This is a genomic window from Novosphingobium silvae, from assembly GCF_009856825.1.
GTDB lineage: Bacteria > Pseudomonadota > Alphaproteobacteria > Sphingomonadales > Sphingomonadaceae > Novosphingobium > Novosphingobium silvae.
The window spans coordinates 85,080-110,482 of record NZ_WVTD01000008.1; the positions used below are offsets into that span (position 1 = coordinate 85,080).

General features: G+C 66.4%; 18 protein-coding genes. 5 read left to right on the plus strand and 13 right to left on the minus strand.

All coding sequences use genetic code 11. The features are described from left to right. Positions 1-368: 368 nt before the first annotated feature. The 3 genes from GR702_RS12135 to GR702_RS12145 are packed head-to-tail and all read left to right on the plus strand — an operon-like array spanning position 369 to position 2,514. Positions 369-1,925 carry a PepSY-associated TM helix domain-containing protein gene (locus tag GR702_RS12135; protein WP_160986157.1) on the plus strand — a complete coding sequence of 519 codons (1,557 nt, stop codon included), beginning with the start codon at positions 369-371 and terminating at the stop codon, positions 1,923-1,925. Continuing rightward, positions 1,922-2,215 carry a DUF3325 family protein gene (locus GR702_RS12140; protein ID WP_160986158.1) on the plus strand — a complete coding sequence of 98 codons (294 nt, stop codon included), beginning with the start codon at positions 1,922-1,924 and terminating at the stop codon, positions 2,213-2,215. Before GR702_RS12135 ends, GR702_RS12140 begins: the two co-directional genes overlap by 4 nt. Beyond that, positions 2,212-2,514 carry a hypothetical protein gene (locus tag GR702_RS12145; protein ID WP_160986159.1) on the plus strand — a complete coding sequence of 101 codons (303 nt, stop codon included), beginning with the start codon at positions 2,212-2,214 and terminating at the stop codon, positions 2,512-2,514. Before GR702_RS12140 ends, GR702_RS12145 begins: the two co-directional genes overlap by 4 nt. A gap of 3 nt (positions 2,515-2,517) precedes the next feature. Here GR702_RS12145 and GR702_RS12150 read toward each other — a convergent pair whose 3' ends face one another. The 7 genes from GR702_RS12150 to manD all read right to left on the minus strand — a co-directional run bounded on the left by GR702_RS12150 (position 2,518) and on the right by manD (position 11,611). Then, positions 2,518-3,675 (minus strand): hybrid sensor histidine kinase/response regulator, encoded by a 1,158-nt coding sequence (locus GR702_RS12150; RefSeq protein WP_337192598.1) that lies wholly within the window; start codon positions 3,673-3,675, stop codon positions 2,518-2,520. Then, positions 3,675-4,250, minus strand: coding sequence for a chemotaxis protein CheB (locus GR702_RS12155; protein ID WP_160986161.1), 576 nt, complete (start codon positions 4,248-4,250; stop codon positions 3,675-3,677). Before GR702_RS12155 ends, GR702_RS12150 begins: the two co-directional genes overlap by 1 nt. Further along, complete coding sequence (locus tag GR702_RS12160) at positions 4,247-5,074, minus strand: CheR family methyltransferase (protein WP_160986162.1); 828 nt, start codon at positions 5,072-5,074, stop codon at positions 4,247-4,249. The genes GR702_RS12155 and GR702_RS12160 overlap by 4 nt, the downstream gene beginning before the upstream one ends. 6 nt (positions 5,075-5,080) lie before the next feature. Then, positions 5,081-8,497 (minus strand): response regulator, encoded by a 3,417-nt coding sequence (locus tag GR702_RS12165; protein WP_160986163.1) that lies wholly within the window; start codon positions 8,495-8,497, stop codon positions 5,081-5,083. Positions 8,498-8,642: 145 nt separating this feature from the next. Beyond that, positions 8,643-9,407: a FadR/GntR family transcriptional regulator gene (locus tag GR702_RS12170; RefSeq protein ID WP_160986164.1), complete on the minus strand. Its 765-nt coding sequence runs from the start codon at positions 9,405-9,407 to the stop codon at positions 8,643-8,645. A gap of 62 nt (positions 9,408-9,469) precedes the next feature. Continuing rightward, positions 9,470-10,384 (minus strand): sugar kinase, encoded by a 915-nt coding sequence (locus tag GR702_RS12175; RefSeq protein ID WP_160986165.1) that lies wholly within the window; start codon positions 10,382-10,384, stop codon positions 9,470-9,472. 18 nt (positions 10,385-10,402) lie between these two features. Beyond that, a complete protein-coding gene (gene manD, locus GR702_RS12180; protein ID WP_160986166.1) occupies positions 10,403-11,611 on the minus strand; it encodes a D-mannonate dehydratase ManD in 1,209 nt (402 codons plus the stop codon). A 186-nt stretch (positions 11,612-11,797) separates the two neighbouring features. On the opposite strand from manD, the gene uxaC reads away from it, so the two are divergent. Both uxaC and GR702_RS12190 read left to right on the plus strand, forming a co-directional pair. Then, a complete protein-coding gene (uxaC, locus tag GR702_RS12185; protein ID WP_160986167.1) occupies positions 11,798-13,213 on the plus strand; it encodes a glucuronate isomerase in 1,416 nt (471 codons plus the stop codon). Beyond that, positions 13,210-14,601: a mannitol dehydrogenase family protein gene (locus GR702_RS12190; RefSeq protein ID WP_337192599.1), complete on the plus strand. Its 1,392-nt coding sequence runs from the start codon at positions 13,210-13,212 to the stop codon at positions 14,599-14,601. Before uxaC ends, GR702_RS12190 begins: the two co-directional genes overlap by 4 nt. Positions 14,602-14,709: 108 nt before the next feature. On the opposite strand, the gene GR702_RS12195 is transcribed toward GR702_RS12190, so the two are convergent. The 6 genes from GR702_RS12195 to GR702_RS12220 all read right to left on the minus strand — a co-directional run bounded on the left by GR702_RS12195 (position 14,710) and on the right by GR702_RS12220 (position 25,361). After that, positions 14,710-16,131 (minus strand): carboxylesterase/lipase family protein, encoded by a 1,422-nt coding sequence (locus tag GR702_RS12195; protein WP_160986168.1) that lies wholly within the window; start codon positions 16,129-16,131, stop codon positions 14,710-14,712. A gap of 26 nt (positions 16,132-16,157) precedes the next feature. After that, the gene (locus GR702_RS12200) at positions 16,158-17,462 is read right to left on the minus strand and encodes an alpha/beta hydrolase family protein (protein ID WP_160986169.1); all 1,305 of its coding nucleotides are present in this window, start codon (positions 17,460-17,462) and stop codon (positions 16,158-16,160) included. Between the two features lie 92 nt (positions 17,463-17,554). After that, the gene (locus tag GR702_RS12205; protein WP_160986170.1) at positions 17,555-19,798 is read right to left on the minus strand and encodes a TonB-dependent receptor; all 2,244 of its coding nucleotides are present in this window, start codon (positions 19,796-19,798) and stop codon (positions 17,555-17,557) included. Between the two features lie 218 nt (positions 19,799-20,016). After that, entirely contained in the window at positions 20,017-22,416 is a 2,400-nt protein-coding gene (locus GR702_RS12210) for a glycoside hydrolase family 31 protein (RefSeq protein ID WP_160986171.1), read from the minus strand. Between the two features lie 5 nt (positions 22,417-22,421). Beyond that, the gene (locus GR702_RS12215) at positions 22,422-23,675 is read right to left on the minus strand and encodes an MFS transporter (protein ID WP_160986172.1); all 1,254 of its coding nucleotides are present in this window, start codon (positions 23,673-23,675) and stop codon (positions 22,422-22,424) included. A 156-nt stretch (positions 23,676-23,831) separates the two neighbouring features. Then, positions 23,832-25,361 (minus strand): glycerol-3-phosphate dehydrogenase, encoded by a 1,530-nt coding sequence (locus GR702_RS12220; protein WP_160986173.1) that lies wholly within the window; start codon positions 25,359-25,361, stop codon positions 23,832-23,834. Positions 25,362-25,403 lie beyond the last annotated feature (42 nt).

Here is a 25,403-nt window from a genome sequence, read left to right on the forward strand (position 1 = left end):
AACTCCTTCGACTATCCCGACACTCGCCTACTATTCCCGCGGGTTTGCCCGCGTATTTCGCCTTGCGACACGTCCTGTAACAAACCTTGGCAGACTGCACCGAGCGGCCCGGAGGGCTTGCGGGCCAAGCTGGAAATGCCCCGCGGCGCGAACCGTTCCCGCGCCCGCCCTCACTCGCGTTCAGCAGGATGCCTGCTCCCGACATACACGACCGACCTGCGTCGGAAGGACAAAAAACGACTGGCCATAGATGCGGATGATTGTCATTAGCGTCGCATGAGATCGCAAAGCACAGGTGCGGGACGGGATTCGCGCGCGCTGCCACGAGCAGCCGCCCCTGCGCGCGGTCAGCACCTTCGGGGTGCCCCATGAAGTCCACGTTCCGCCAGTCGATGGCCTGCCTGCACACCTGGACGGGATTGCTTCCCGGATGGTTTCTCTTCGTGATCTTCCTGTTCGGCACCATCGCCTATTATCAGCAGGAAATCTCGCACTGGATGCGCCCGGAGATCGAGAGCGGGCCCGTATCCGCCCGCGCGCTCGACGGGGCAGACGCCATCCTGCGCCAGCGCGCGCAGGGCGCGGGTTCGTGGACCATCGCGATCCCCGACGGGCGGGGCGGGGATGGCTTCACCGTGTCATGGGCAAAGCCCGGCGCGGCCTGGGGTGACCGCACGCAAGTCATGCTGGATCCGCAGACCGGCGCTGAAACGGCACCCCGGGACACGCGCGGAGGATTCTTCCTCTACCGCATGCATTTCGACCTCCACTACATGCCGGTGATGTGGGCGCGCTACCTCGTCAGCCTCGCCGCGCTGGCCATGCTGGTCGCCATCGTCAGCGGCATCATCACGCACAAGAAGATCTTCGCCGACTTCTTCCTCCTGCGCTTCGGCAAGGGTCAGCGCTCGTGGCTCGACGCGCACAACGTGACGGCCGTGATGGCGCTGCCGTTTTACCTCATGATCACCTACACGGGACTGGTCTCGCTGCTGTTCACGCTGTTCCCCTGGGCGATCAGCGCCAGCTTCCCATCCGAGCAGGCGTACTACAAGGCTGCCTTCCCCTCCGCTCCGGCAGCCGAGGTGAGCAGCGGACCGGCGCCCGTCATGCCGCTGCGCGACCTCGTCTCGCGCGTGAACCATGCCGTTCCCGGCTACAAGGCCGGCTATGTCACGGTTAACAACCCCGGCAGCGCGGGCGCGACGCTCGATGCCTATCCCCAGTACGACGAGTTCGGTGGAGCGCGCGGCTCGGTGCACCTCGACGCGGTGACCGGCAAGGTGCTTGCCGTTCCGCCCGCCGCCGGCGGGGCCACCACCACGCAGCGCGTGATGATCGACCTGCATGCCGGGCGGTTTTCCGGCTGGGGGCTGCGCCTGCTCTATTTCGTCTCCGGCCTTTTCGGCACGGTGATGGTCGGCACCGGCCTCGTGCTGTGGACGGTCAAGCGGCGCACCCGCCTGCCCGACCCGGATCGCCCGTACTTCGGCTTCTGGCTGGCCGAGCGACTCAACATCGCCGTCATCACCGGTACGCCGGCGGGCATCGCCGCCTACTTCCTCGCCAACCGGCTGCTGCCGCATGATCTGGAACAGCGCGCCGACTGGGAGATCAACAGCCTGTTCATGGTCTGGGGCGGCGTGCTCGTCTGGGCCATGGCTCGCCCGGCGCGCAGGGGCTGGGTCGAAGGCCTCTCCGCCTGCGCGGCGCTGTTCGCGGCCGTGCCCGTGATCAACGCGCTGACCACGCCGCGCGGCCTCGTCGCCAGCCTGATGCGCGGCGACCTGCTCTTCGCCGCGTTTGATCTTTCCATGCTGGCCACCGCTGCCCTGTTCGCCTTCGCCGCCTGGCGGGTGCTGACGCGGCGCGCGAAAGTGCCTCCTCGCCGCACGCCGCGCGAGGCCAGGGGCGCCTTCGCATGATGCACATCCCCGCCCTGCTCCTGAACCTTGCCGGACTGGCCCTGCTGCTCGTCGCCATGAGCAAGCACCAGCACGACTGGCTTCGCCGCAAACTGCCCGCCGCGGCATCGCGAAACCTTCGCGCCGGGGGCTTCACGCTGCTAGGGCTCGCCTTCCTGGTATCGGTCGCAGGCCTTGGCTGGCTGGAAGGCACGCTGGCCTGGTTCGGCTGGCTGACCGTGGCAGGCATCGCCACCGTGGCCGCAAACACCAACCGCGAGCGTATCCAGCGCTGGGGGGCAAGGCCATGAGGGCCATCAGCACGCAGGGCGTCTCCCTCGTCTCGCGCATCGTCGGGGCAACGCTGGGCGCCTTCGCGCTGACCGGGCTGCTGACCGCAGCCACGTCCGTGCTGCTCATCCGCATGGGCGCCGATCCCGTCGAGGCGGCGACCGGCACGACCATCGCCAGCTTCGCGGTATTTGCTATCGCCGCCATGTGGGTGTTCCACGCGCGCAGCGTGCTTCGCGCGTGGATCTGGCTTGCGGTGATCGGAGCCCCGTGCGCGGTCATCGTCCTGACCCTTGGCGCGAGAGCGGCGGCGGGCTGAGCCTCAGCCCTGCGCAGCCCCCAGCGGCAGGCGCACCGTGAACGTGCTTCCCCGGCCCGGACCCGCGCTTGCCACGGCAATCGTCCCGCCGTGCAGGGCGACGAGCCGCTTCACCAGCGCAAGGCCGATGCCGAGCCCGCCTTGCGCCCGCGCGCGATGATCTTCGACTTGCGTGAAGATCTCGAAGATCTGCGACTGCATGGCCGGGGGGATGCCCACGCCATTGTCCGAAATGGTGATCTCCACCATGGCGCCGCTCACGCGCGCGGCAAGCTCGATCCGGCCGCCGGCAGGCGTATACTTGGCAGCGTTCGTGAGCAGGTTCGCAACGACCTGGGCCAGCCTGGTGTAGTCCGCCTCAAGCCAGACTTCCTCCTCCGGCAGGTCTAGATGGAGCGTGTGGCGGGACGCGTCCAGCGTGTGGCGCACGCCTTCCACCGCCGAAAGCACGATCTGCTTCAACTCCACCCGCGTGGTCTTCAGCGAGACCTTGCCCTCGCTGATGCGCGAGACATCCAGCAGGTCCTCGACCAATCGGGCGAGATGGAACAGCATGCGCTCCATCTGGCGGCGGATTTCCTCCGCCTGCTCCGGTTCACGCGGGCGGTTCAGGAGATCGAGCCCGCTCATCAGCGCCGCCACGGGGTTGCGCAGCTCGTGCGCCAGCACTGCCAGGAACTGGTCCTTGGCACGGTCCGCCTGGCGCAGCGCCGTGGTGATCGCGGCCAGTTCGTCGCGCTGCGAGGCGATCTGCCGTCGCTGGCGATAGAGGTCGAAGAACACCGCCGCCTTGCTGCGCAGCACATGGGCCTCGATCGGCTTGGCGATGAAGTCCACCGCGCCTGCATCGTAGCCCCGGAACCTGCGCTGCGTGTCCGAACTTCCCGCCGTCACGAAGATGATCGGAACATGGCACGTCCGCTCGTTCCCGCGCATCAGTTCGGCAAGTTCGAAGCCGTCCATGCCCGGCATCTGCACGTCCAGAAGGGCGAGAGCGACATCGTGGCGCAGCAGCAGTTCGAGCGCTTCCTCGCCCGTCGTCGCCTTGAGCAGCACGACGTCGTCCTGCCGCAACAAGGCCTCTAGCGCGAGCAGGTTCGCGGGCAGGTCGTCGACCAGCAGGACATGCACCGGCTCGGGCGCATCGGGGCGCGCGCTCATCATGGCTGCCCAACTTCGAGAAGGGCTGCGGCGATGTCCTTGATGGAAAGCACCTGCGCCTGCCGGCACTTCGCCAGCGCCGCTTCCGGCATTGCGCGGGCATAGGCGGTCGCCGGATCCTGCACGATCGTCACGCCTCCTGCTTCGGCCACGGCGACAAGGCCGCGCGCGCCGTCCTCGTTGGCCCCCGTCAGCACCACGCCGACGAGCCCGGGACCATAAGCATCCGCCGCGCTTTCGAACAATACGTCGATGGAGGGACGGGAGAAGAACACGGCTTCATCGCGCGAGAGCGATACCGTGCCGCCTGCTTCCACCAGCATGTGGTAGTCAGGCGGAGCGAACGTGACCGTGCCGGGGGCGATCGGATCCTTGTCTTCGCCTTCGGCTACGCGCAGCTTGCACTTCGCGGCGAAAAGCGTGACCAGCTCGCTCCGGCGACCGGGCGGCAGGTGCACCACCACCAGCACCGGCAGGGGATAGTCCGCCGGCAGGACGGGAAGGATCTGGAGCAGGGCCTGGATTGCCCCGGCGGACGCTCCGATCGCCACGGCACGGGCCTCGGCGGCGATCAACCCTTGCCTCGCTGGTAGATCTTTTCCTCGCGCACGAACTCGGTGAAAGCGCTGGCATGCGCGGAAAACCGCAGGTTCTCCTTGGAACCAAGGCCAAGGAACCCGCCCCGCGCCAGCGAGTCCCGGAACAGGCCCACGGCCCGGTCCTGCAGCGGCTTGTCGAAGTAGATCATCACGTTGCGGCACGAGATCAGCTGCATCTCGGAGAAGACCGCATCGGTGACGAGGCTATGATCGGAGAATACCACCCGTTCGCGCAGGGACTTGTCGAACACCGCGCCCCCATAACCGGTTGTGTAATAGTCCGAAAGGGAAGCCTTGCCGCCCGCCTGACGGTAGTTCTGGGTAAATGCGGCGATCCGTTCCAGCGGATAGATCCCGCGCGCTGCGGTCTCCAAGGCTTCCTGATTGATGTCGGTCGCGTAGAACAGGGTGCGATCCTCGAGCCCCTCCTCGCGGAACAGGATGGCGAAGGAGTGCAGTTCCTCTCCGGCACTGCACCCTGCGATCCATACCTTTAGCGAGGGGTAGGTGCGAAGGTGCGGCACCACCTTCTCGCGCATCGCGCGGAAATAGCCGGGGTCGCGGAAGAGATCGGAGACCTGCACGGTCAGGAACCGCAGCACGCGGGCGGCGGCGGCCGGATCGTGCAGCAGCTTGTCCTGCATCGCCGAGAAAGTGCGCAGGCCAAGGCGCTCGCGCGCCTGGCGCAACCGCCGCTTGATCGAGGCCTGCGCATAGTTCCGGAAGTCGTAGTGATAACGCCGGTACAGGGCCTCCAGCAGGAGGCGGATCTCGATATCCTCGATCTTCTCCTCTTCCATGGCAGGTCAGCGCGGCATCCAGACGCGGACGAGGCTGAGCAGCTTGTCCACGTCCAGGGGTTTGGCCATGTAGTCGTTCGCGCCCGCCTCGATGCAGCGTTCCTGATCGTCCGGCATGGCCTTGGCCGTAAGCGTGATGACCGGCAGCTTCGACCAGCGCGGGTCCTGGCGGATGATGCGCGTGGCAGTAAGGCCATCCATCACCGGCATCATGACGTCCATCAGCACGAGATCGATGCGCTTGCCCTCGTCGCCCGCCGCGCGCTCCAGCACGTCGAGCGCCTCCTGACCGTTGCGGGCGATCTCCACGAGCGCACCCTGCGGCTCGAGGATGTTGGTGAGCGAGAAGACGTTGCGCACGTCGTCCTCCACCACCAGGATGCGCCGCCCTTCGAGGATGGCGTCACGGTTGCGGGCCTGGCGGATCATCGTCTGCTGCTCGGGCGGCATTTCGGTGACCACCTGATGCAGGAACAGCGAAACCTCGTCCAACAGCCGTTCCGGAGAGCGGGCCCCCTTGATGATGATGGAATCGGAATAGCGGCGCAGGCGCTGCTCGTCCTCGGGCGAAAGGTCGTGCCCGGTGTAGACGATCACCGGCGGGAACGCATAGGTCCCCTCCTCGCTGAGCGTTTCCAGCAGGCTGAAACCGCTCGCATCCGGAAGGTTGAGATCGAGCACCATGCAGTCGAACGTCTGCGTGCGCAGCTGCTCCAGACACTCGGCCGCCGTCGCGACGCCGACCGTCTCCACGTCGCCCGAGGCCAGCAGGCGGCCCACCGCGTCGCGCTGCACGTCGTCGTCCTCGACGATGAGCACTCGGCGGCTGGAGGACGAAAGCTTGCTTGCCAGAGCGTCCAGCACGCCCGCCAGCTCCTCGCGCTTCACCGGCTTGACCAGGTACCCGATGGCGCCGAGCGCCAGCGCGGTCTGGGTATGATCGCTGCCCGAGACGACATGGACCGGGATATGCCGGGTCTCCACATCGCGCTTGAGCCGGTCGAGCAGCGCAAGGCCCGACTGGTCCGGCAGCCCGACGTCGAGCACCACGGCATGGGGCTTGAACGTGCGCGCGAGTTGCAATGCCTCCTCGGCAGTGCCGGTGACGAGGCACTGGAAGCCCATCTCGCGCGAAATGTCGCGTACGATGCCCGCGAAGACCGCGTCGTCTTCCACCACCAGCAGCACGCGCTGGCTCGGCATCAGCGTGTCGCGGTCATCCTCGACCTGGCGCGGGATCGGCAAGGGCCGAGGGGCGGGCGCGGGCGCGGCCGGTGCGGGCGCGCTGGCGGGAACGGTCGCCACCGGTTCCGGACGCGCCTTGATCTCGCCCGGATCGTAGACGACGGGCAGCGACAACGTGAAGCGGCTGCCCTGGCCCGCGACGCTGGTGAGGCTGATCGAACCGCCAAGAAGCCGGGCAAGCTCGCGCGAGATCGAGAGGCCGAGCCCGGTGCCGCCGTACTTGCGGCTGACGGTGCCGTCGGCCTGCCGGAACGCCTCGAAGATCGCCTGCTGCTGTTCTTCCGGAATGCCGATGCCCGTGTCCGTCACCGAGATCAGCAGCCGGTCTTCCCCGTCCGGTTCGATCGCCAGGCTGACGCTGCCTTCCTCGGTGAACTTGAAGGCGTTGGAAAGCAGGTTCTTGAGGATCTGCTCAAGACGCTGGCGATCGGTTTCGATCGTATTCGCGCAGGCCGGATCGATGGCGATCGCGAACTCCAGCCCGCGGCTCGCAGCGACCGGCTGGAACACCTGCCGCAGGTCGCCGGCCAGACGCTCGACCAGGAAAGCTTCGGGACGGACCTGCAGATGGCCCGCCTCGATCTTCGAGAGGTCGAGAATGTCGTTGATGAGCGCCAGCAGATCGTTGCCCGCGGATTCGATGGTGCGGGCGTACTGTATCTGCTCGTCGGAAAGGTTCTCGCCCCGGTTGTCGCCCAGAAGCTTCGAGAGAATCAGCAACGAGTTGAGCGGCGTTCGCAGCTCGTGGCTCATGTTGGCGAGGAAGTCGGACTTGTAGCGGCTGGCCTGCTCCAGCTCGCGCGCCTTCAGTTCGACCGCCGCGTTCGAGCGGGCGAGATCGTCGCGCTGGTTCTCGAGCAGCTGTGCCTGCTCCTCCAGCTGCGAATTGGTCTGCTCCAGTTCGACCTGCTGCTGTTCGAGGTTGGCCTGCGACTCCTTGAGGGCGCGCCCCTGCTCTTCCAGTTCCTCGTTCGATACGCGCAGTTCCTCGCTCTGGACCTGCAGTTCCTCGGCGTGGTGCTGAAGCTGTGCGCGGTAGCGGGCGGACCGTATGGCAACGCCAAGCGCGGTCGACACCTCGGCCAGGAAGGACAGCACCTGATCGTCGACGGGCTGCAGGAAGCCGAGTTCGACGACGGCCTGCACGTTCTGGTCGGCAAAGGCCGGGGCGATCAGGAGGTGGCGCGGCTTGTCGCTGCCGAACGTCGATCCGATGGTTAGATAGCCATCGGGAATGTCGGCCAGGAGCACCGGCTGACCATCGGCGGCCACCTGTCCCAGGAGCCCCTGCTTGAGCGAGAACCGTTCTACCAGCTGCGCATCCGCCGGGACGCCGTAGGACGCGACGCGACGGTAGTGTCCGCCTTCCGCGGCGAAGATGGCGCCGGCCTGCGCGCCGGTGAAGCGCACCAGGAAAGCCAGCGCGTTCTCGCCCAGCTCGTCGGTGTTGAGGTCCCCCAGCATGGCGGCGCCCAGTTCCACCTGTCCCGCCTGCACCCACTGTTGCCGCTCGGCGGCCACCGTCGCGCGGCGGATCAGCAGTCCGATCACCAGCGTGAGCGCGACGCCGAGGAGACACGAGAGCAGGCCGCTGACCCATGCGGACTGATACGCCGCCTCCATTTCCCCGATGCGCACGGCCCTGAGGCGCGCTTCTTCCTGGCGCATTTCGAGGAGCTTCTGGCGAACTTCGTCCATCTCGATCTTGCCGCGATCCGTCTCGACGATGGCGAGGGCGGCAGTGACGCCGCTGGTGCGGCGCGTCTGGATGGTCTCGCGCAGTTCCGCGAGCTTGGCGTCGATATGATGGCGCAGCGGCTCAAGGCGCTGCTGCTGGTCCGGGTTGTCGCGCGTCAGCGCCGCGATCGCGTTGAACCGGGCATCCACGTCGGCCACCGCGGCATTGTAGGGATCGAGATAGCGATCCTTGCCGGTCAGCAGGAAGCCGCGCTGTCCGGTCTCGGCGTCCTGCACGGACGAAAGGAGATCGTTCATGGCCACGATCACTTCGTGCGAATGCATGATCCGCTGGGAATCGTCCCGCAGCGTGCGCACGTTCATGTAAGCGACCGTGCCGCTGGCAATGAAGAACAGCACCGCAACCGCAAGGCCGAACGCGGAGCGGGGATCGAAACCCCGTTTCGAGGTGGAAGCAACGCGACTGGAACTGACTTGCATTGATCTGCCGGATTGAACAACGGGGGAGGCACCGCTTGCGGTGTATTCGCCCCGAGATCAAGGCATTCCGTCAGTCCGGCGGGCGAACAGGCTCTGGACGGCGGCGTTCAGGGGCGAACGCCTGTTCGCGCCGTTCCGCCCGCAATCAGGCCGGTAGCCTGGCGGAAAGGGGAGCGCCGACGATGCGCCTGCGCTTCTCGCCGATCTCGCGCTTGGCCTTTTCTATCAGCTCCAGCTCGGTCACGGCCAGCAGATCCTCCGACACGCGCATGAGATGTCCGCGCATGGCGGCCCGGGCCCGTTCACCGTCGCGCGCCTTGAGTGCCTCGAAGACCTGGCGATGTTCGTCCGGCCGTGGATTGATCCCCACCCGGCGCGCCTGCTCGAACATGTGACGGCAAAGCGGAGACTGCTCGCGAAGGTCCCACAGATGCTCGATGGCCTGGGCCACCAGCGAGCTCTGCGTGCCTTCGGCGATGGCCATGTGGAACTGCCGGTCGAGCGCAAGCTCTTCCGCCGATGCGGGATCGAGCCCTTCCATACGCTCGAGGATGGCGCCGATGTTCGCCACTTCCTCGTCGCTCATGACGGTCGCTGCCAGCGCCGCCGCCTCTCCTTCGAACATCAGGCGGGCCTCGATCAGTTCGAAGGCGCCCACGTTGAGTTCCGCCGGAAGGCGATCGACCGGCAGGTTCTCAGCGACGTAGACGCCCGAACCATGGCGCACTTCGACCAGGGCCCGGATTTCCAGCGCGATCATCGCCTCGCGGATCGTGGGCCGGCTCACCTCGAACTTCTCGGCAAGATCGCGCTCCGCAGGAAGGCGGCTGCCGACGGCGTACTGCCCGGTCCTGATGCCCTGCTCGATCTCTTGCGCCACGCGCTGGTAAAGCTTCAAGCGTTCCGCCATGCCGCATGAATGTCACAGGCGGTGCGAATCCGCAAGACGTCTTACCACTTTGCCAAAGCGTCTCAGCAGCGCGGATCGGCGTACGGTGCATGGCCGTCGAGCTTGGGGATCGCTCCCGCGCGCATGACCGTCCAGCCGGCAAGGGCATGGCCCGCCAGCGCCGCGGCGGCCGGCTCCGCTCCGCGCAGGCGCGTTGCCAGATATCCGCCGTTGAACGCGTCACCCGCCCCGCTCGTATCCACAGGCTTGAGCTTTAGCGGAACGGGACAGGGCGACATGTCGGGGAGCAGGCAACCTGCCGCCCCAAGCTTCACGATCACCTCGCCGCAGCCAAGCCCTCGCCAGTGGTCGGCGACGGCATCGGGAAAGGCCGCGCCGCCGAGAAGCACCTCGTCCTCGAAGGTGGGAAGGCCAATGTCGGCCAGCGCGATCGCTTCGTCGCGTGCCGCCATCGCCTCCTGCAACGAGTGCCAGAGCCGGGGGCGATAGTTGCCGTCGAAGGCCACCCGCCCACCGCACTCGCGCACGCGGCGGGCAAGGCGAAGAAGCGCCTCGCGCCCCTGCGGCGGCAGAATGGCAAGCGATATCAGCGAGAAGCACAGGAGGTCGGCCCGTTCGGCAATTGCCGCCGCCGCCTCCACACCGTCGATCTCGAACAGCGCCCGCGCCGCGCTGGCCTCGCGCCAGTACGTGAAGCTGCGCTCTCCCCGCGCATCCGTGGTGATCGCGTAGAGCCCTGCATGGCGCTCCGGATGGGTCAGCACGAGAGAGGTGTCGATCCCCTCCTGCGCCCATGAATCGCGCAGGGACGTGCTGAAGGGATCAGGCCCAAGCGCGGTCATGTAGGCGACGTCGTGCCCGGCGCGCGCGAGATGGACGGCGGTATTCAGCGTATCTCCGCCAAACCCGACGTTCCATGCCCCCGAAGCGGCGGACAGCTCCACCATAGCCTCGCCGAGGCAGACCACGCGCGCCATGTCAGTGCCTGCCTTTCGTCACCAGCTCCACATCGTCCCGTCCTCGAGGCGGGCGACCGGGAGATAAGCGGGCTTGTACGGATACTTCGCGGCCAGTTCCTCGTCGATGTCGACGCCGTGGCCCGGCGTTTCCCCGCAGAACAGCTCGCCCCTCTCGAAGTGGTAGTCGTGCGGGAAGACCGCGTCGGTCTCCTCGGTGTGACGCATGTATTCCTGAATGCCGAAATTGGGAACCCACGTATCAAAGTGCAGCGCCGTCCCCATCGTGACGGGGGAAAGGTCCGTCGCTCCATGGCTTCCGGTGCGGATCTGGTAGAGCGCGGCGAAGTCCGCGATGCGGCGCAAGTGCGTGACGCCTCCCGCGCTGACGATGGTGCAGCGGATGTAGTCGATCAGCTGGTTCTGGATCAGGTCCTTGGCGTCCCAGATCGTGTTGAATATCTCGCCCACCGCCAGCGGGGTGACGGTGTGCTGGCGCACCAGCTTGAACGCTTCCTGGTTCTCGGCAGGGGTACAGTCCTCCAGCCAGAACAGCTGGTAGGGCTCAAGCATCTTGCCAAGGTTCGCCGCTTCCTGCGGGGTGTAACGATGGTGTCCGTCGTGCAGCAGGTGATGGTCGAAGCCATAGACCTCGCGCAGCTTGTCGAACATCTTGGGCACGTAGTTCAGGGCCTTGCGCGTGTCCCATCCGGTGACGGAGGGCAGCGCGGCATCGGCGGGCTCGTAGTAGAGCTTGCCGCGACCCACGCCGTAGGCGTCCTTGATGCCCGGCACGCCGGTCTGTGCGCGGATCGCCTTGTATCCCATGTCGATGTACTGGCCGACCGCGTCCACCGTCTCGGCGATGTCGCTGCCATTGGCGTGGCCGTAGACCATCACGCCGTCGCGGCTTCGCCCGCCCAGCAGCTGGTAGAGCGGCATGTTCGCCATCTTGGCCTTGATGTCCCACAGCGCCACGTCGACCGCCGCGATGGCGCGCATGGTGACGGGGCCGCGCCGCCAGTATGCGCCCTTGTAGAGGTACTGCCAGATGTCCTCGATCCGGCGCGGGTCCATGCCGATGAGGCAGGGGATCACGTGGTCCTCCAGATAGGAGACCACTGCCTTCTCCCGCCCGTTCATGGTCGCATCGCCGATGCCGTAGACGCCCTGGTCCGTCATGATCTTGAGGGTCACGAAATTGCGACCGGGGCAGGTCACGATGACCTTGGCCGAAGTGATCTTCACCGTGTGATCTCCCATGAGCGCGCGCGGACCCCTGCCCGCTGTGCCTCGCCTTGCTGGACGCACCTTATTGGCCTTACCTCATTGATGCAATACGTCAGATGACTTGAAGGGCAGCGAATTCGCGGTATGAACGGAACGGAGACGCGATTACGTCCGCACCCGGCTTTCGGAAAATGGAACAGCAGCATGGCACGTCCCCTTCATCTTCATCCGGACCGGCTGCTGCCGAGCGAGCCGGACACCCGCAAGCTCGCCCGCGCCCTGTACGACAGCGTGGCGCAATTGCCGATCGTCAGCCCGCACGGGCACACCGATCCAGCCTGGTTCGCTTCGGACCAGAGCTTCGGCAACGCGGCGGACCTGCTGCTCAAGCCCGACCATTATGTTTTCCGCATGCTCTATTCCCAAGGAGTTCCGCTGGAGGCGCTCGGCATCCGCAACCCCGATGCTGACCCGCGCGAGGCCTGGCGCCTTCTGGCACGCAACTATCACCTGTTCCGCGGCACCCCCTCGCGCATGTGGCTGGACTGGGTCTTCTCGGTCGCATTCGGGATCGACGTGCAGCTCGAGGCCGAAACCTCCGACCTTTACTTCGATTCCATCACCGAGAAGCTGGCGACCGACGCGTTCCGCCCGCGCGCGCTTTTCGACCGATATGGCATCGAAGTGATCGCCACGACCGAAAGCCCGCTCGACACGCTGGAGCACCATGCCGCGATCCGTGCAGAGAATGCGCGGGTCGGCGGCTGGCAAGGCCGTGTCATCACCGCCTATCGCCCCGATCCCGTCATCGACCCCGAGTTCGAGGGTTTCCGCGACAACCTGCGCAGGCTTGCCGAGATCACCGGGGAAGACTGCCTGACCTGGCACGGCTACCTTGCGGCACACCGCCAGCGCCGCGCCTTCTTCGCCTCCATGGGGGCGACGTCGACCGACCATGGCCACCCGACGCCCTGCACGGCAGACCTTCCGCTTGCCGAGGCCGAGGCGCTGTTCGCCCGCGTCGCGACCGGCGAATTCACGGCCGGGGACGCCGAGCTGTTTCGCGCCCAGATGCTCACCGAAATGGCAGCCATGAGCGTGGAGGACGGGCTTGTCATGCAGATCCATCCCGGCTCCTTCCGCAACCACAATGCCGGGATCTTCGAACGCTTCGGCCGCGACAAGGGCGCCGACATCCCGGTCCGGACCGAGTTCGTCGCGAACCTCAAGCCCCTGCTGGATCGCTTCGGCAACGAGCCGAACCTGTCGATCATCCTCTTCACGCTGGACGAGAGCACCTATGCGCGCGAACTCGCGCCGTTGGCTGGGCACTACCCGTGCCTCAAGCTGGGCCCGGCATGGTGGTTCCACGACAGTCCCGAAGGCATGCGCCGCTTCCGCGCCATGACCACCGAAACGGCCGGTTTCTACAACACGGTGGGCTTCAACGACGATACCCGCGCGTTCCTTTCCATCCCCGCCCGCCACGATGTGGCCCGGCGGATCGACTGCGGCTTCCTTGCGCAGCTGGTGAGTGAACACCGGCTGGAGGACTGGGAAGCGGCCGAACTGGCGCACGATCTGACCGTAGGCCTCGTGCGCAAGGCGTACAAGCTGTGAGCCCGCGTCTCTCGTCCGCCAACCTGCCCGGCGTGCCCGCTGGCGTCTTGCGCCCCGGCTATGACCGCGCGGCGCAGGCGGCCGGCATCGTCCATTTCGGGATCGGCGCGTTCCACCGGGCCCACCAGGCCTGGTACACCGACCTTGCCATGGCCGCAGGCGACGCGGACTGGGGCATCCTTGGCGTATCCCTGAGATCCCCGAGCGTCGCGCGCCAGATGAACCCGCAGGATGGGCTCTACACGGTGACGGAATGCTCCGCACAGGGGAATGCCACGCGGATCGTCGGCTCGGTGCAGCGCGTGATCGTCGCGAGCGAGGATGGCGAAGCCGTGATCGGCGCCCTTGCCGCCCCCGAGACCCGCATCGTCACCTTCACTATCACCGAAAAAGGCTACTGCCGCGCTGCGGACGGTTCGCTAGACCCGTTCCTCGCACATGCGGGGAGCATCTATCCCTTCCTCGAGGCGGGTCTGCGCCGTCGGCGCGACAGCGGGCTGCCGGGTCTGACGCTGCTTTCGTGCGACAACCTTGCCCATAACGGCCGCCAGCTCGAGCGGCTCACGGCAGAATACCTGACGCAGGTGGATCCGGCGCTCGCCCGGTGGGTGGCGCGCGAATGCACCTTCCCCTGTTCCATGGTCGATCGCATCGTGCCTGCCACCACCGCCGCCGACCGCAAGGCCGTTGCCGCCGCGATCGGCCTGGAAGACGATGGGGCAGTGATGACGGAGCCGTTCAGCCAGTGGGTGATCGAGGACCGTTTCGCGGGGGCGCACCCCGGATGGGAGCGCGTGGGAGCGGACCTCGTCTCCGACGTCGCGCCCTATGAGGCTGCGAAGCTGCGCATGCTCAATGGCGCTCACTCCGCGCTGGCCTATCTCGGCCTCGAGCACGGCCATTCCTTCGTCCATGAAGCCGTGTCGGACCCGGCCATCCGCCCACTGATCGAGCGGCTCATGCGGGTCGAGGCTCTGCCGACCATTTCCGCAGCTCCGGGGCAGGACCTGAATGCCTATGCCGATGCCCTGCTGGAGCGGTTCGGCAATCCGGCGCTGAACCACCGGCTCATCCAGATCGCCATGGACGGAAGCCAGAAGGTTCCGCAACGCTGGCTGGAGACCCTTGCCGAGAACCGTGCCCTCGGCCGCGAATGCCCTGCGATCCTCGCAGCGCTTGCCGCCTGGCTGCGCCATGTTCGAGGCGACAACGAGGCATCCTGGGGCCCAGTCGACGATCCCAAGGCAGGCGCGCTCTCCGATACCTGGCGCGGCCACGAGGTCGCAGGCGTCATCGCGGCGGTTCTGGGCCGGGACGGCATCGTGGCATCGGCTTGGGATCCGCAGCCGGATGAGGTTGCACAGCTGGCGTCCTTGCTCGCGCGTTAGCCAATCGACGGAAGCCGGCAGCCTATCCAATGCGCAAGAAAGATGCCGGGCGGTGATGACCGCCCGGCAAGGTTTCTGCCGTCAGCAGGGGAATGCGTCGTTCGCCGTTCAGCGCCCCTGGGCCCAGGGATCGGGGCCAAGCCTGGCTGCGCCATCGAGGGAGAAGTCCATCATCTGCCCACCAGCCCCGGCGTAGCGCGGCCATTGCGGCACTGTTTTCCCGTTGGGATCGCCGGTCTTCACGAAGTTGGCGACGTATGTCGCAATCGTGCGGCCCATCTGCTGGTCGGCCGGCATGGTCGCGGCCCCATACTTGATGTCGACGGTATCGAAGAAATACGGAAGATCGTCGGCGTGGATCGCGCCATCGCTCTTGGGCGTGGCGGCCGCGTCCGAGACGTAGGAAAAGCGATAGTACCAGGTCGGAACTCCCGCAGCCGCGATATTGCCGGCAACGTCCCGCGCACCCTTGATCATCATGCCGTCGCGCCCGCCAAGGTCGCCGCTGGTCGCGCCGATCATGACCGGAACCTTCGCGAAGCTTGCCGAGCGGTAGGCGGCCCCTGCATCGACAGCGACGTCGCCGTGCGGAAACGGGCTGCTGAAAGTGCGCGGACCGCCCACAAGCACGGTTCCCAGCTTGATATCGCCGGTGACTTCCTTGGCGGGGATCGCCCTCAGCTTCGCACCCGCCTGCGGGTCACCGGGCGAGATGCCCTGCGCCTTGCCGAAGGCGGCGCCGATCGCCTCGGCGTCCTTCAGCGTCTCGGCCCTGATTGCAGAGCCGCTGCCGCCGGACATGACAACCGCGCGGTGGAACAGATCGCGGCCTTGCGTCATCGGCGAGGTCATGAGGTTGTGGACCGACATGCCGCCCGCGCTTTCGCCCATGATGGTGATGTTCGACGGGTCGCCGCCAAATGCCGCGACATTGCGCTTGATCCACTCCATGGCCGCGATCTGGTCCATGTAGCCGTAGTTCGCCAGGCGGCCGCCGTCCTCCTTCGCCCTCGTCAGCGCCGGGTGGGCGAAAGTGCCGAAGCGGCCGAGGCGATAGTTGAAGCTGACGACCATCACCCCCTGCTGCGCGAGACGGGTGCCGGTGTAGATCAGGCGCGAGGCAGAACCGTTGACGAAACCGCCGCCATAGATCCAGACGAGGACCGGCAGCTTCTTCGCCTCGCCCGAGGGACGCCAGACGTTGAGGTAGAGGCAGTCTTCCGCCGGTGCGGAACCCGGCGGCAGGGGAACCGCGCTATAGTTCTGCATGCAGTCGTGGCCGTAAGCCGCGCCGTCCCGCACGCCGCTCCACGCCGCCGCCGACTGCGGCGCACGCCAGCGCAGTTCACCCACTGGCGGGGCCGCAAAGGGAATGCCCTTGAACGCGGTTATCCCGTCCGCGTCGATGCCCGCCACCGTGCCGCCTTCGACCGTCGCGAGCGGCCGGGCCACGGGTTCCTGCGCGTTGGCGGCAGCCGAAACCGAAGCCATCACGGCAAGCGCTGCGGGGATCATCATCGACTTTCGCATTCACAACTCCCGATTGATGCCAATCTTCAAGACCCAGGCCTGAACTCCAGCGACATGCCCGCCGCCTTGTTGGGCTGGAAGCCCTTCCAGAGGCTCGCTTCCGGAGCGCCGGGGCTGAACCCTGCGTGGCGTCCGCCCGGCGCCTCGGGCCAGGTGCCCTCGTTCGAGTTGACGACCAGACCGTCCAGGTAGGCGCTTTTGGCGCCCTCCCCCTTGACGTAGCGGTCGAGGAAGGCGGTGATGAAGTGGGATTGCACGGCGATGAGCCGGTCCTTGCGCCATACCGCGTCCTCGAACCATTCGAAATCCCAGAACCTCGATCGCGCTTCCGGCGGCGCGCCCACAAGGGCAAGGCTGTGACCGGCTTCGCGAAATGTCAGCAGGTAGCGCGGCGCACGGGCCTGCTTTTCGAACAGCGAGCGCACGCCCGGATCATAGCCTACGACTCTGTCCTGGCTCCCGGCGATGTAGAGCGTGGGCGCCGCGATATCCGACACGCTCCTGTCCGTCCACACCCTGAGGTTCTGCGCGCCGCCAGCCGGTGCGATCGCGACGACCGCCTTGAGGTTCCGGACCTTGAGTTCGCCCGCGCGTGGCGCGCCGCTGACATAGGGTTTCAGGATGTCGCGGGTGGCGCCTGCCATCGACGGGTCCAGCGCAGCACCTGCCGCCGTGAGCACGCCGTATCCCCCCATGGAATAACCGATGAGCACGGTACGGCTCACGTCTGCCGCGGCGAAGATGCCCTCGCGCCGCTCTGCGCGCCGGCCCGCCTCGGCAGCCACGAAGGCGATGTCGAGCGGACGGCGGGAGAGCGGCGCCGCGCGCGCGGCGGCAGTGCGGATGTTGATCGGCGGATCTCGGAAAGCGGGCGCAACGACGAGATAGCCCTTGCTCGCAAGGTTCTCCCCCAGCCAGGAGAGGACCTCGGGCGTGTTGCTGTAACCATGCGCAAGAATGACGAGGGGGAAGCGCCCCTTTGCGGCCCGGCCATCCCGCGTGGCCACACCGGGAACCGTGAAAGGAACGTCGCGCCCGTCCTCGCCGGGAAGAGCGGTTCGATAGCTCGTGCCAGGCCCTTCGGCTTCGGCGGGATACCAGACCGTCAGATCCAGGCGACGGTCGACCGACGCCGGACGGTCCTTGCCCTGCAGCGGATCGAATTGACCCTTCTGCACGATCTTAAGCGTCGTGACGCCGATCGGATGCGACCCGAGGGCGGCGAGTTCAGGGCCATCCGGCGGGGGAATTGCCGGAGCTTGCTGCATCGCCCCCGCAAGAAGCAGCGGCGCGGCGGCGAGAAGAAGCAGCGGGAGCGGAACCTTCGACATGGCCGGATCAACTCCTTGCAAGGGGATGAGGCACGGGCGGGAGGACGCCCGTGCCCCGGTTACGATCGGGAGCGCGCACTCCCGATCCCTCCTCAGAAATTCAGGCCGAACCGGACACCGCCATAACGGCGGAAGTCGCGCGGGAGGATCGCTTCGATAGCGACCTTGTTTCCGAAGAGGTTTCCTCGATTGGTAAGCGATGCATAGTACTGTTCGTCGAACAGATTGTTGACGAAGGCGACGACTTCCCAGGCGTTGTCCTCGGCGCGCACGCCGATGCCCAGGTTGACGACGGTGAAGCCCGACTGGCGGATGCGCGGATCGGCTTCCTGGCTTGCGCTCTGGTACTGGAAGTTCGCCTGCAGGATGCCGCGCAGGTCGTCCGTGAGCGAGGGCGAGTAATCCGCGTTGCCCTGCACGTTCCAGTCAGGCGCGGGCAGGCTCGCACCCGTCAGGTCCTGACGCGCCGGGGTGCCGACGCAGCCCTGCGCCGCCGTCTGCCCGATATAGCACTGCGCGTTCGGGAATGAGGAGTACCACGCGTCGAGATAGGCCACCGAGCCGCTCAGGCTCAGATCGTCGATAGGACGGGCCATCACGTCGACCTCGACACCACGCGTATGCAGGCCGCCCACGTTGGTGAGGCGGAAGAACTGCGTCCCGCCCACGGTCTCGATCGACTGTGCCTGCAGGTTCTTGTACTTGGTGTCGAACAGCGTGACGTTCACGGTCAGCGCCCGGTCGAGGAACTGGCTTCGCAGGCCAAGCTCCCAGTCGGTCGAGGTCTCCGGCTTGACCGGGCCCGCTGCGGCGCGCGCGGCGTTGAAACCGGTCGACAGGTCGTAGGTCTGGCCCTTGTAGCCGGTCGCGAAAGTACCGAACACGCTGATGTCCGGCGTGATCTCGTAGCGCAGGCTCGCCTTGTAGGTGTCGGCCGTATCGGAAGCGTTGCCGCTGAAGTAGGCGTTGCCGTTCTGGATATCGAGGAAGGAGTACGAAACCTTCTCGTTCTGCAGGCGCGCGCCGCCGGTCAGGATCAGTTCGGGCAGGATCTTCCAGTCGGCCTGCGCGAAGGCGGCAATCTGGCGGGACTTCGCCGTGGCGTACCACTGCGCGAGCGAGAATGCCGGGCCGCGCTGGAACGGGCGGTTGAACTTGGTGTTCGCGTAGTAGACGCCCACGGTGTAGCTGAAAGGCTTCTCAGCAGGGCTCTGCAGGCGCACTTCCTGCGTCACCATTTCCGAATTGAAGGTCCCGCGCTCGATGTTGTTTCCGAGCGGCGACGGAGCGGCGGTGTGATCCTGGTCGGTGAAGTCGTTGAGCTTGAAGCGGTCGTACGACGTGATCGAGATCAGGTTCATGTCGCCAAGGCCGAACTCACCGCGCAGGTATCCGCCCCCGCCGTGGTAATCGGTGCCCGAATCGACGTTGTCGACGACCTTCTGGTTGTCCGGCCCAAGCTCCACGCCGGGGAACGTCACGTCATTGGTCAGGCCAGGCGTGTTGAGCAGCAGCGCGGTAGGGTCCATCCGCACGAACGGCAGGCCCGAATGGGTCGAGCCATCGTTGTAGTTGCCGGCGAGCGTGATCGCGATGTCCGTCGTCGGCTCCCAGCGCAGCTTGCCGCGTACGCTCACGGCCTCGCGGCTGGCCACGTCCTTGTCGAGGACGACGTTGCGGACGTTGCCGTTCCACGTCGAGTAGCTGCCCGAGAGGATGTAGCCCAGCGTCTGGGAAATGGGCCCCGATACGCTGAAGCTGCCGTTGTATTCCTCGTCCGTGGTCACCTTGCCGTTGACCTTCGCTTCGAAGGTATCGCTTGGGCCACGGGTGATCAGGTTGATGAGGCCGGCGGAGGCCGACTTGCCGTAAAGCGTGCTCTGCGGGCCGCGCAGGACCTCGAGCCGCTCGATGTCGGGCAGGTCGGTGAAGGCTCGCGCCTGGAAGGCGAGCGGCACTTCGTCGATCAGGACGGCCACGCTCGGCTCCACGCCGATGCTGAAAGCCAGCGTGCCGACGCCGCGCATCGCGATGTTGGCATTCTGCGGCTGCTGCGCCGGACTGATCCGGATCGAGGGCGAGACCTTGTAGATGTCCTGGAATTCGTTGACGCCCGAAGCCGCGAGCTGCGCAGGAGCGACGACCGAGACCGCAAGCGGCACATCCTGCACGCTTTGCGAGCGCTTGTTCGCGGTCACGATGATGTCGCCGCCGATGTCCGCACCCGAAGCTGCATCGGGAGCCGCATCTGCAACGTCCTGCGCGAGCGCCGGCAAGGCCATGGCTGCCGAACCGGCGATGATGGTTGTGGCGCAAAGGTAATGCCAGAGTTTCATTGCGTGCCCTCCCCTACTGTTCACGAAGGCGATCCTTCGGAGGCTGTGTCAGCCGTTGAGAAGAGGATTATCAACTGACCTTACCAATAGCAACGGAAATGTTTGCCCAATAGTGACATTTAGCCGAGCAGCAGCCGCCGTCTAAAAAACGTGATGTTGGGAGCGCTAACCACTAGAATGGCTAGCGCTCTGGCATTCACATCAACGTCGCAGGCTGGTCAGGCCACCTTCGCCCGCGCGGCGCGGCGCCCCTCCACTTCGAGCGCGTCGAAGCTCCTGCCGGAGACGGAGATTTCACGCCGGTCACCCAGCGGCAGGACGATGGTGATCTCGCCATCGCCGAAGGTGCCGGGCGCATCGCAACCGACCGTTACCTCAACGGCTTCGGCATCCGAGCGGCAGGTGCCGCTCCACCGCGCGGCAGGCTTGTCGGTTGCGCCGTCGTCTTCATGGAACGACCAGTCGAACTCGCCTTCACCCGCTGGTGGAAACAGCCAGAGACCGCGCGCGAAGGGCTGCGGTCGCACTCCCCCTTGGGCAAGGTCCACCGGGATTGCGCTGCCGACGCGGGCCAGGACAGGCGGCAATCCGTCGAGCGGGGCCGCAAGGACGACGTCGCTGCCGCCCCGGTGGCGATCCCCGGTCCAGGGGTCGATCCAGTCGGCGCCTTGCGGAAGGCGGGTGGACACGCTCTCCACCCCCGGATCGCAGGCGAGCAGGACCATGAGGCCGCTGCCAAGGAGATAGGCATCGCCATCAGCCCAGCTGGCCTCGTCCTCAGGGAAGTCGAGCCAGAGAGGCCGCTCGACGGGCTCGTAGTCGTGGTGGTAGCGCCACAGCAGGTCCGCGAGATAGGGAATCAGCTTCTGGCGCAGCGCCATGAGCCGATGGATGGCGGGAAGATGCGCGGGATACATCCACGGCTCGTTGACGCTCGCGTCATCGTTCCAGCTGTGGATGGAGAAGCGCGGCATCAGCACGCCCGCCTGCACCCAGCGCAGGAACAGTTCCGGCTCAGGCTTGCGCCCGGCGAACCCGCCTACATCGTGCCCGCTGTTCGACACGCCCGACAAGGCAAGGCCCAGCGCCATGCGGGCATTGTAGCGGATGGTCTTCCAGTCGGTCCGATTGTCTCCGGTCCAGGTCTGCGCGTAGCGCTGGAGACCGGCCATGCCGGACCGGCTGACCACATAGGGGCGTTGCCCGGGCTCATTCTCCATCTGCGCACGGCGGGAGGCGCGCATCATCAGCAACGACTGCAAAGGCCGCGCCTCGCTTGCAGGACGCGGGCTGCCGAAGAAGTCGAATCGTGCCCGTGCGTCCCACACGCCGTATTCGTTGTTGTCGTTCCACGTGGAGCGGATACCGTAATCCAGGAGCGCCGCCTTCACCTGCGCGCGCCACCATGCGGCGGCTTTCGGCTTGGTGAAGTCGATGAAGGCGCCCACCTCGTCCCAGAACTGCACCTCCGTCGGCCGCCCTTCCTCATCGCTCACCATCAGTCCAGCTTCGGCCAGTTCGCCGAAGCGCGGGTGGTCGCGCAGGAACGCGGGCTTGATGTTGGGGACCAGTTCGATCCCGGCGGAGCGGTAGCCGGCGACGAACGCGGCCGGGTCGGGGAACTTGTCGCGGTTCCAGTTGAAGACGTAGCGCTTGGGCCCGATCGAGGTGTAACCCGAGGAGAGATGGAACGATGTGCAGCCGATATCGTGCTGCTCCAGCTTGTCGACGAAGTCCTGCATGCGCGCCTGCGCATCCGGTGCGTCGGTGTAGGTCATGGTCGAGCCGGAATAACCGAGGGACCAGCGCGGCATGAGCGCAGGCTGACCCGTCAGCCAGGTGAACCGGCGCGTGACGGACAGCGCGTCCGGCCCGGCGATCATGTAGAGGTCGAGGTCACCGCTTTCGGCCACCATCGAGCGGAAGTGCCCATGGTAGTTGTCGAGTTCCTGGCCGAGGTCGACGGTGACTTCGCCCATGATGTCGTAGAAGGCCCCGTGGCAGGCATTCTGCGCATCGGCGACGAGGATATAGGGGATCGCCTTGTACAGGGGATCGGAGCTCTCGGCATCGTAGCCCATCGGGTCGAGGTTGGTGAAGCGGAACCGCCGGCCGGCGCGGTTCATCTCGCCCGATTTCTCGCCAAGCCCATAGTAGCGCTCTCCCGCCGGGCGGGCCACATGGTGGTGGACGCGTCCGTCCCACCAGCCGAAGTCGTAGCTCTGCGTGGGCCGATCGGTCATCATCGTGCGCCATGCCTCGCCGTCGCGCTGCTCCCAGCGGCAGTGGAAGCCTTCGAGCGCGATGGTGAGCCGGATACGCGCGGTCTCCACCACGACCTGTCCGCCGCCCTCGGTGACGAGGCAGTCGGGGCAGGAGAACCCTTCCACGCTCATGCGGTCACGCCCGGGCTCGGCCACGTCCTCGGCACCGGGCGCGATGGCCCAGCTCGGCGGGCCCTTCACCGTGCCTTCGGGAAGCAGCAGGAGGCGCACGACGTCTTCCTCGAGCACGAAGATGTGCGCCGTCGCCATCGTGTCGCTGGCAAGGGTGACCCGCCCAGTCGCCCGCTCGGCGACATGGAACAGCGGCGGGCGGGACAGGGTTGCGTGACGCATGGGACTTACTCCGAGACGGCGGGGCGCAGGCGGCCCATCATGACGATCAGCACGGCCGCGCCGATAAGGTCGAAAACGGAAAGGCAGGCGAACAGGGGCGCGTAGCCCACGGTGTCCGCCAGTTGCCCGATCAGGAGCGAGAACAGCAATCCGCCCAGCCATCCCGCCTGGCCGACGAAGCCGTTGGCGGTGCCCACTTCCTCGGGCGAGAAGACATCGGCGCTCAGCGTGTTGATGAGCACCGAGATGATCTGGTGCGCAAAGCCGCCGATGCAGAAGAGCGCGATGGCAAGATAGGGATCGCCCGCAAGGCCGATGAAGCCGGGCGCGATCATCAGCACGGCCGCAAGGCTGATCGCCAGCACGCGCGAGGAGATCAGCTGCATCCCGAACCGGTTCATGAAGAACGGCGAAAGGTAGCCGCCCAGCACTCCGCCAAGGTCTGCCGCAAGGAACGGCAGCCATGCGAACATGGCGATCTGCTTGATGTCCATGCCTCGCTCGTTGGCGAGATAGAGGGGGATCCAGAAGCTGAACGTCTGCCAGGCGGGCTCGGCCAGGAAGCGCGGAATGGCGATGGCCCAGAAACGCGGGCTCGACACGATCTCCCGGGCGGAAGCGCGGCGTGCCGGGACGACCGGGCGGTCATGCGAGATATAGGCCAGTTCCTCGGCCGAGATTGCCGGGTGCTTCGCAGGCGACCGGTATAGCCGGTACCATCCATAGGCCCAGAACAGGCCCACTCCGCCGGTCACGAGGAACGCCGCCCGCCAGTCGGCCGCGAGCGAGACAGCGATCACCAGCGGCGGCGCGATGAGCGCGCCAAGCGAGGTGCCCGCGTTGAACCAGCCGGTGGCGACCGAGCGTTCGCGCGCCGGGAACCACTCGGCGATGGCCTTCATCCCCGAAGGGATCGCGGCGGCCTCGCTCATGCCGAGGAGGCCGCGGAAAAAGGCGAGGCCCATCCAGCCCCCCGCAAAGGCATGGGCCATGTTGGCGAGCGACCAGGCGGCGGCGAAGACCGCGAAGCCGATCTGAAGCCCCAGCCGGTCGACGATCCAGCCGCACACCGGCTGCATGAGCGTGTAGGCGAGCTGGAACGCACCGACGATGTAGCTGTATTCCTGCGTGGAGATATCGAGCACCCTGGTCAGTTCAGGGGCAAGCGCTCCGAGCGAGTTGCGCGCGAGGTAGTTGAGGATCGTGCCAAGGCAGATGAGCCCGACGATCCACCAGCGCAGGTTGCGCACCGTCCTCATGCACGGCCTCCGATCCGCTGCCGGTGCCCTGAGGGTTGCCGATGCGCGCCCACCGCGCTCCCTGCGCCTGCCGTCATGCTCTTCTCTCCCGGTATTCCCTTCTCGTTAGTCAGCCAGCAGCCGCTTGTCCATAGTGGACTGACCACATTGGACTGCTCACCTTGCGGAAAGATACGCATCGAGCTGGGCTTCCACTTCGCCGCCCAGGTGAAGCCCTAGCTTGGAGCGCCGGAACAGGATGTCCCTTCCGCTGCGCGCCCATTCGTGATCGGCGAGGTAATCGACTTCGGCCGCGTAAAGATCGCCTCCGAAGTTCCGGCCCAGGCTTGAAGGATCGGTGGCGCCGTCGAGAATCTTCGATGCCCGGGTGCCGTAGGCTCGGGCAAGCCGGCGCAGCAGACGCGGGGGCAACTGCGCGTAAGTGTCGGTCAATGAGGCGAGGAACCGCTCGAAGTCGCCGCCGGGCATGTCGCCGCCCGGCAAGGTCGCACCTGCCGTCCATGCGCCCTTGTCTGTCGGCAGGAACGCTGCCAGCTTCTCCATCGCGTGTTCGGCAAGCTTGCGGTACGTCGTGATCTTGCCGCCGAAGATGTTGAGCATCGGCGCGGCGCCGTCCTCTGCATCAAGGTCCAGCACATAGTCGCGCGTAACTGCCGAGGCACTGCTTGCGCGGTCGTCGTAAAGGGGACGGATGCCTGCATAGCTCCAAACGAGATCGGCCTGCGAGACCGGCCTGGTGAAGTAGCGACGCACAGTTTCGAGGAGATAGCTCGTCTCTTCCGCCGAAATGCTGGCGGCACCGGGCGTCTCCTTCCACGCCTCGTCGGTGGTGCCCACCAGGGTATATTCGCCCTGGTAGGGAATCGCGAAGACCACGCGCTTGTCGGGGTTCTGCAGCAGGAATGCGTGGTCGCCTTCGTAGAGGCGAGGCAGGACGATGTGGCTGCCCTTGATGAGGCGCACGCCCCGCTCGCTGCGCGCATCGGGCACGCGGCCGATCACGTCGCCCACCCAAGGGCCTGCCGCATTGACGAGGATGCGCGCCTGCACCTCTCGCGCACCGAGATCATCGGTGACAGTGGCCGTCCATGTTCCGCCGTCGCGGCGTGCCCCGACAAGCTGCGTGCGGGTGCGGATGTCCGCTCCCCGGGCGCTTGCGTCCATTGCGTTGAGGGCCACCAATCGGCTGTCCTCCACCCAGCAGTCGGAATAGACGAAGGCCTTCACGGCTCCCGATTTCAGGCCGTTGCCCCGGACGTCATGGTCGAGACGCGGGATGGTCCGGGTGGCCGGTAGCACCTTGCGGCCGCCCAGGTTGTCGTAGAGGAACAGCCCGAGCCGCACGAGCCAGGCCGGACGCGGGCTGTTGACCTGTGGCAACACGAACGACAGCGGCCAGATGATGTGAGGAGCCATCGCCAGCAGGCGCTCGCGCTCGATCAGCGCTTCGCGCACCAGACGGAACTCGCCGTATTCAAGGTAGCGCAGGCCGCCATGGATGAGCTTGGTGCTTGCAGACGAGGTATGCTGGGCCAGGTCCTCCTTCTCCACCAGCAGCACGGAAAGTCCCCGCCCGGCGGCATCGCGTGCGATGCCTGCGCCATTGATGCCACCTCCCACGATCAGGAGATCATAGATGGTCTCGTCCGCAGGAGAGGATTGGGCGAGAGTTGCGGGAGAGGACATCGATCATCCTTTTGCTGCTTGGGCATCGGCCATAGATTGACC

Bases quoted from the DNA above. Each gene is read 5' to 3' on its own strand.
- GR702_RS12220 (WP_160986173.1), bottom strand. From the start codon at position 25,361: ATGTCCTCTCCCGCAACTCTCGCCCAATCCTCTCCTGCGGACGAGACC.
- GR702_RS12165 (WP_160986163.1), bottom strand. From the start codon at position 8,497: ATGCAAGTCAGTTCCAGTCGCGTTGCTTCCACCTCGAAACGGGGTTTC.
- GR702_RS12160 (WP_160986162.1), bottom strand. From the start codon at position 5,074: ATGGAAGAGGAGAAGATCGAGGATATCGAGATCCGCCTCCTGCTGGAG.
- GR702_RS12150 (WP_337192598.1), bottom strand. From the start codon at position 3,675: ATGAGCGCGCGCCCCGATGCGCCCGAGCCGGTGCATGTCCTGCTGGTC.
- GR702_RS12140 (WP_160986158.1), top strand. From the start codon at position 1,922: ATGATGCACATCCCCGCCCTGCTCCTGAACCTTGCCGGACTGGCCCTG.
- GR702_RS12175 (WP_160986165.1), bottom strand. From the start codon at position 10,384: ATGGCGCGCGTGGTCTGCCTCGGCGAGGCTATGGTGGAGCTGTCCGCC.
- uxaC (WP_160986167.1), top strand. From the start codon at position 11,798: ATGGCACGTCCCCTTCATCTTCATCCGGACCGGCTGCTGCCGAGCGAG.
- GR702_RS12135 (WP_160986157.1), top strand. From the start codon at position 369: ATGAAGTCCACGTTCCGCCAGTCGATGGCCTGCCTGCACACCTGGACG.
- GR702_RS12210 (WP_160986171.1), bottom strand. From the start codon at position 22,416: ATGCGTCACGCAACCCTGTCCCGCCCGCCGCTGTTCCATGTCGCCGAG.
- GR702_RS12200 (WP_160986169.1), bottom strand. From the start codon at position 17,462: ATGTCGAAGGTTCCGCTCCCGCTGCTTCTTCTCGCCGCCGCGCCGCTG.
- GR702_RS12145 (WP_160986159.1), top strand. From the start codon at position 2,212: ATGAGGGCCATCAGCACGCAGGGCGTCTCCCTCGTCTCGCGCATCGTC.
- GR702_RS12205 (WP_160986170.1), bottom strand. From the start codon at position 19,798: ATGAAACTCTGGCATTACCTTTGCGCCACAACCATCATCGCCGGTTCG.
- GR702_RS12195 (WP_160986168.1), bottom strand. From the start codon at position 16,131: ATGCGAAAGTCGATGATGATCCCCGCAGCGCTTGCCGTGATGGCTTCG.
- GR702_RS12215 (WP_160986172.1), bottom strand. From the start codon at position 23,675: ATGAGGACGGTGCGCAACCTGCGCTGGTGGATCGTCGGGCTCATCTGC.
- GR702_RS12170 (WP_160986164.1), bottom strand. From the start codon at position 9,407: ATGGCGGAACGCTTGAAGCTTTACCAGCGCGTGGCGCAAGAGATCGAG.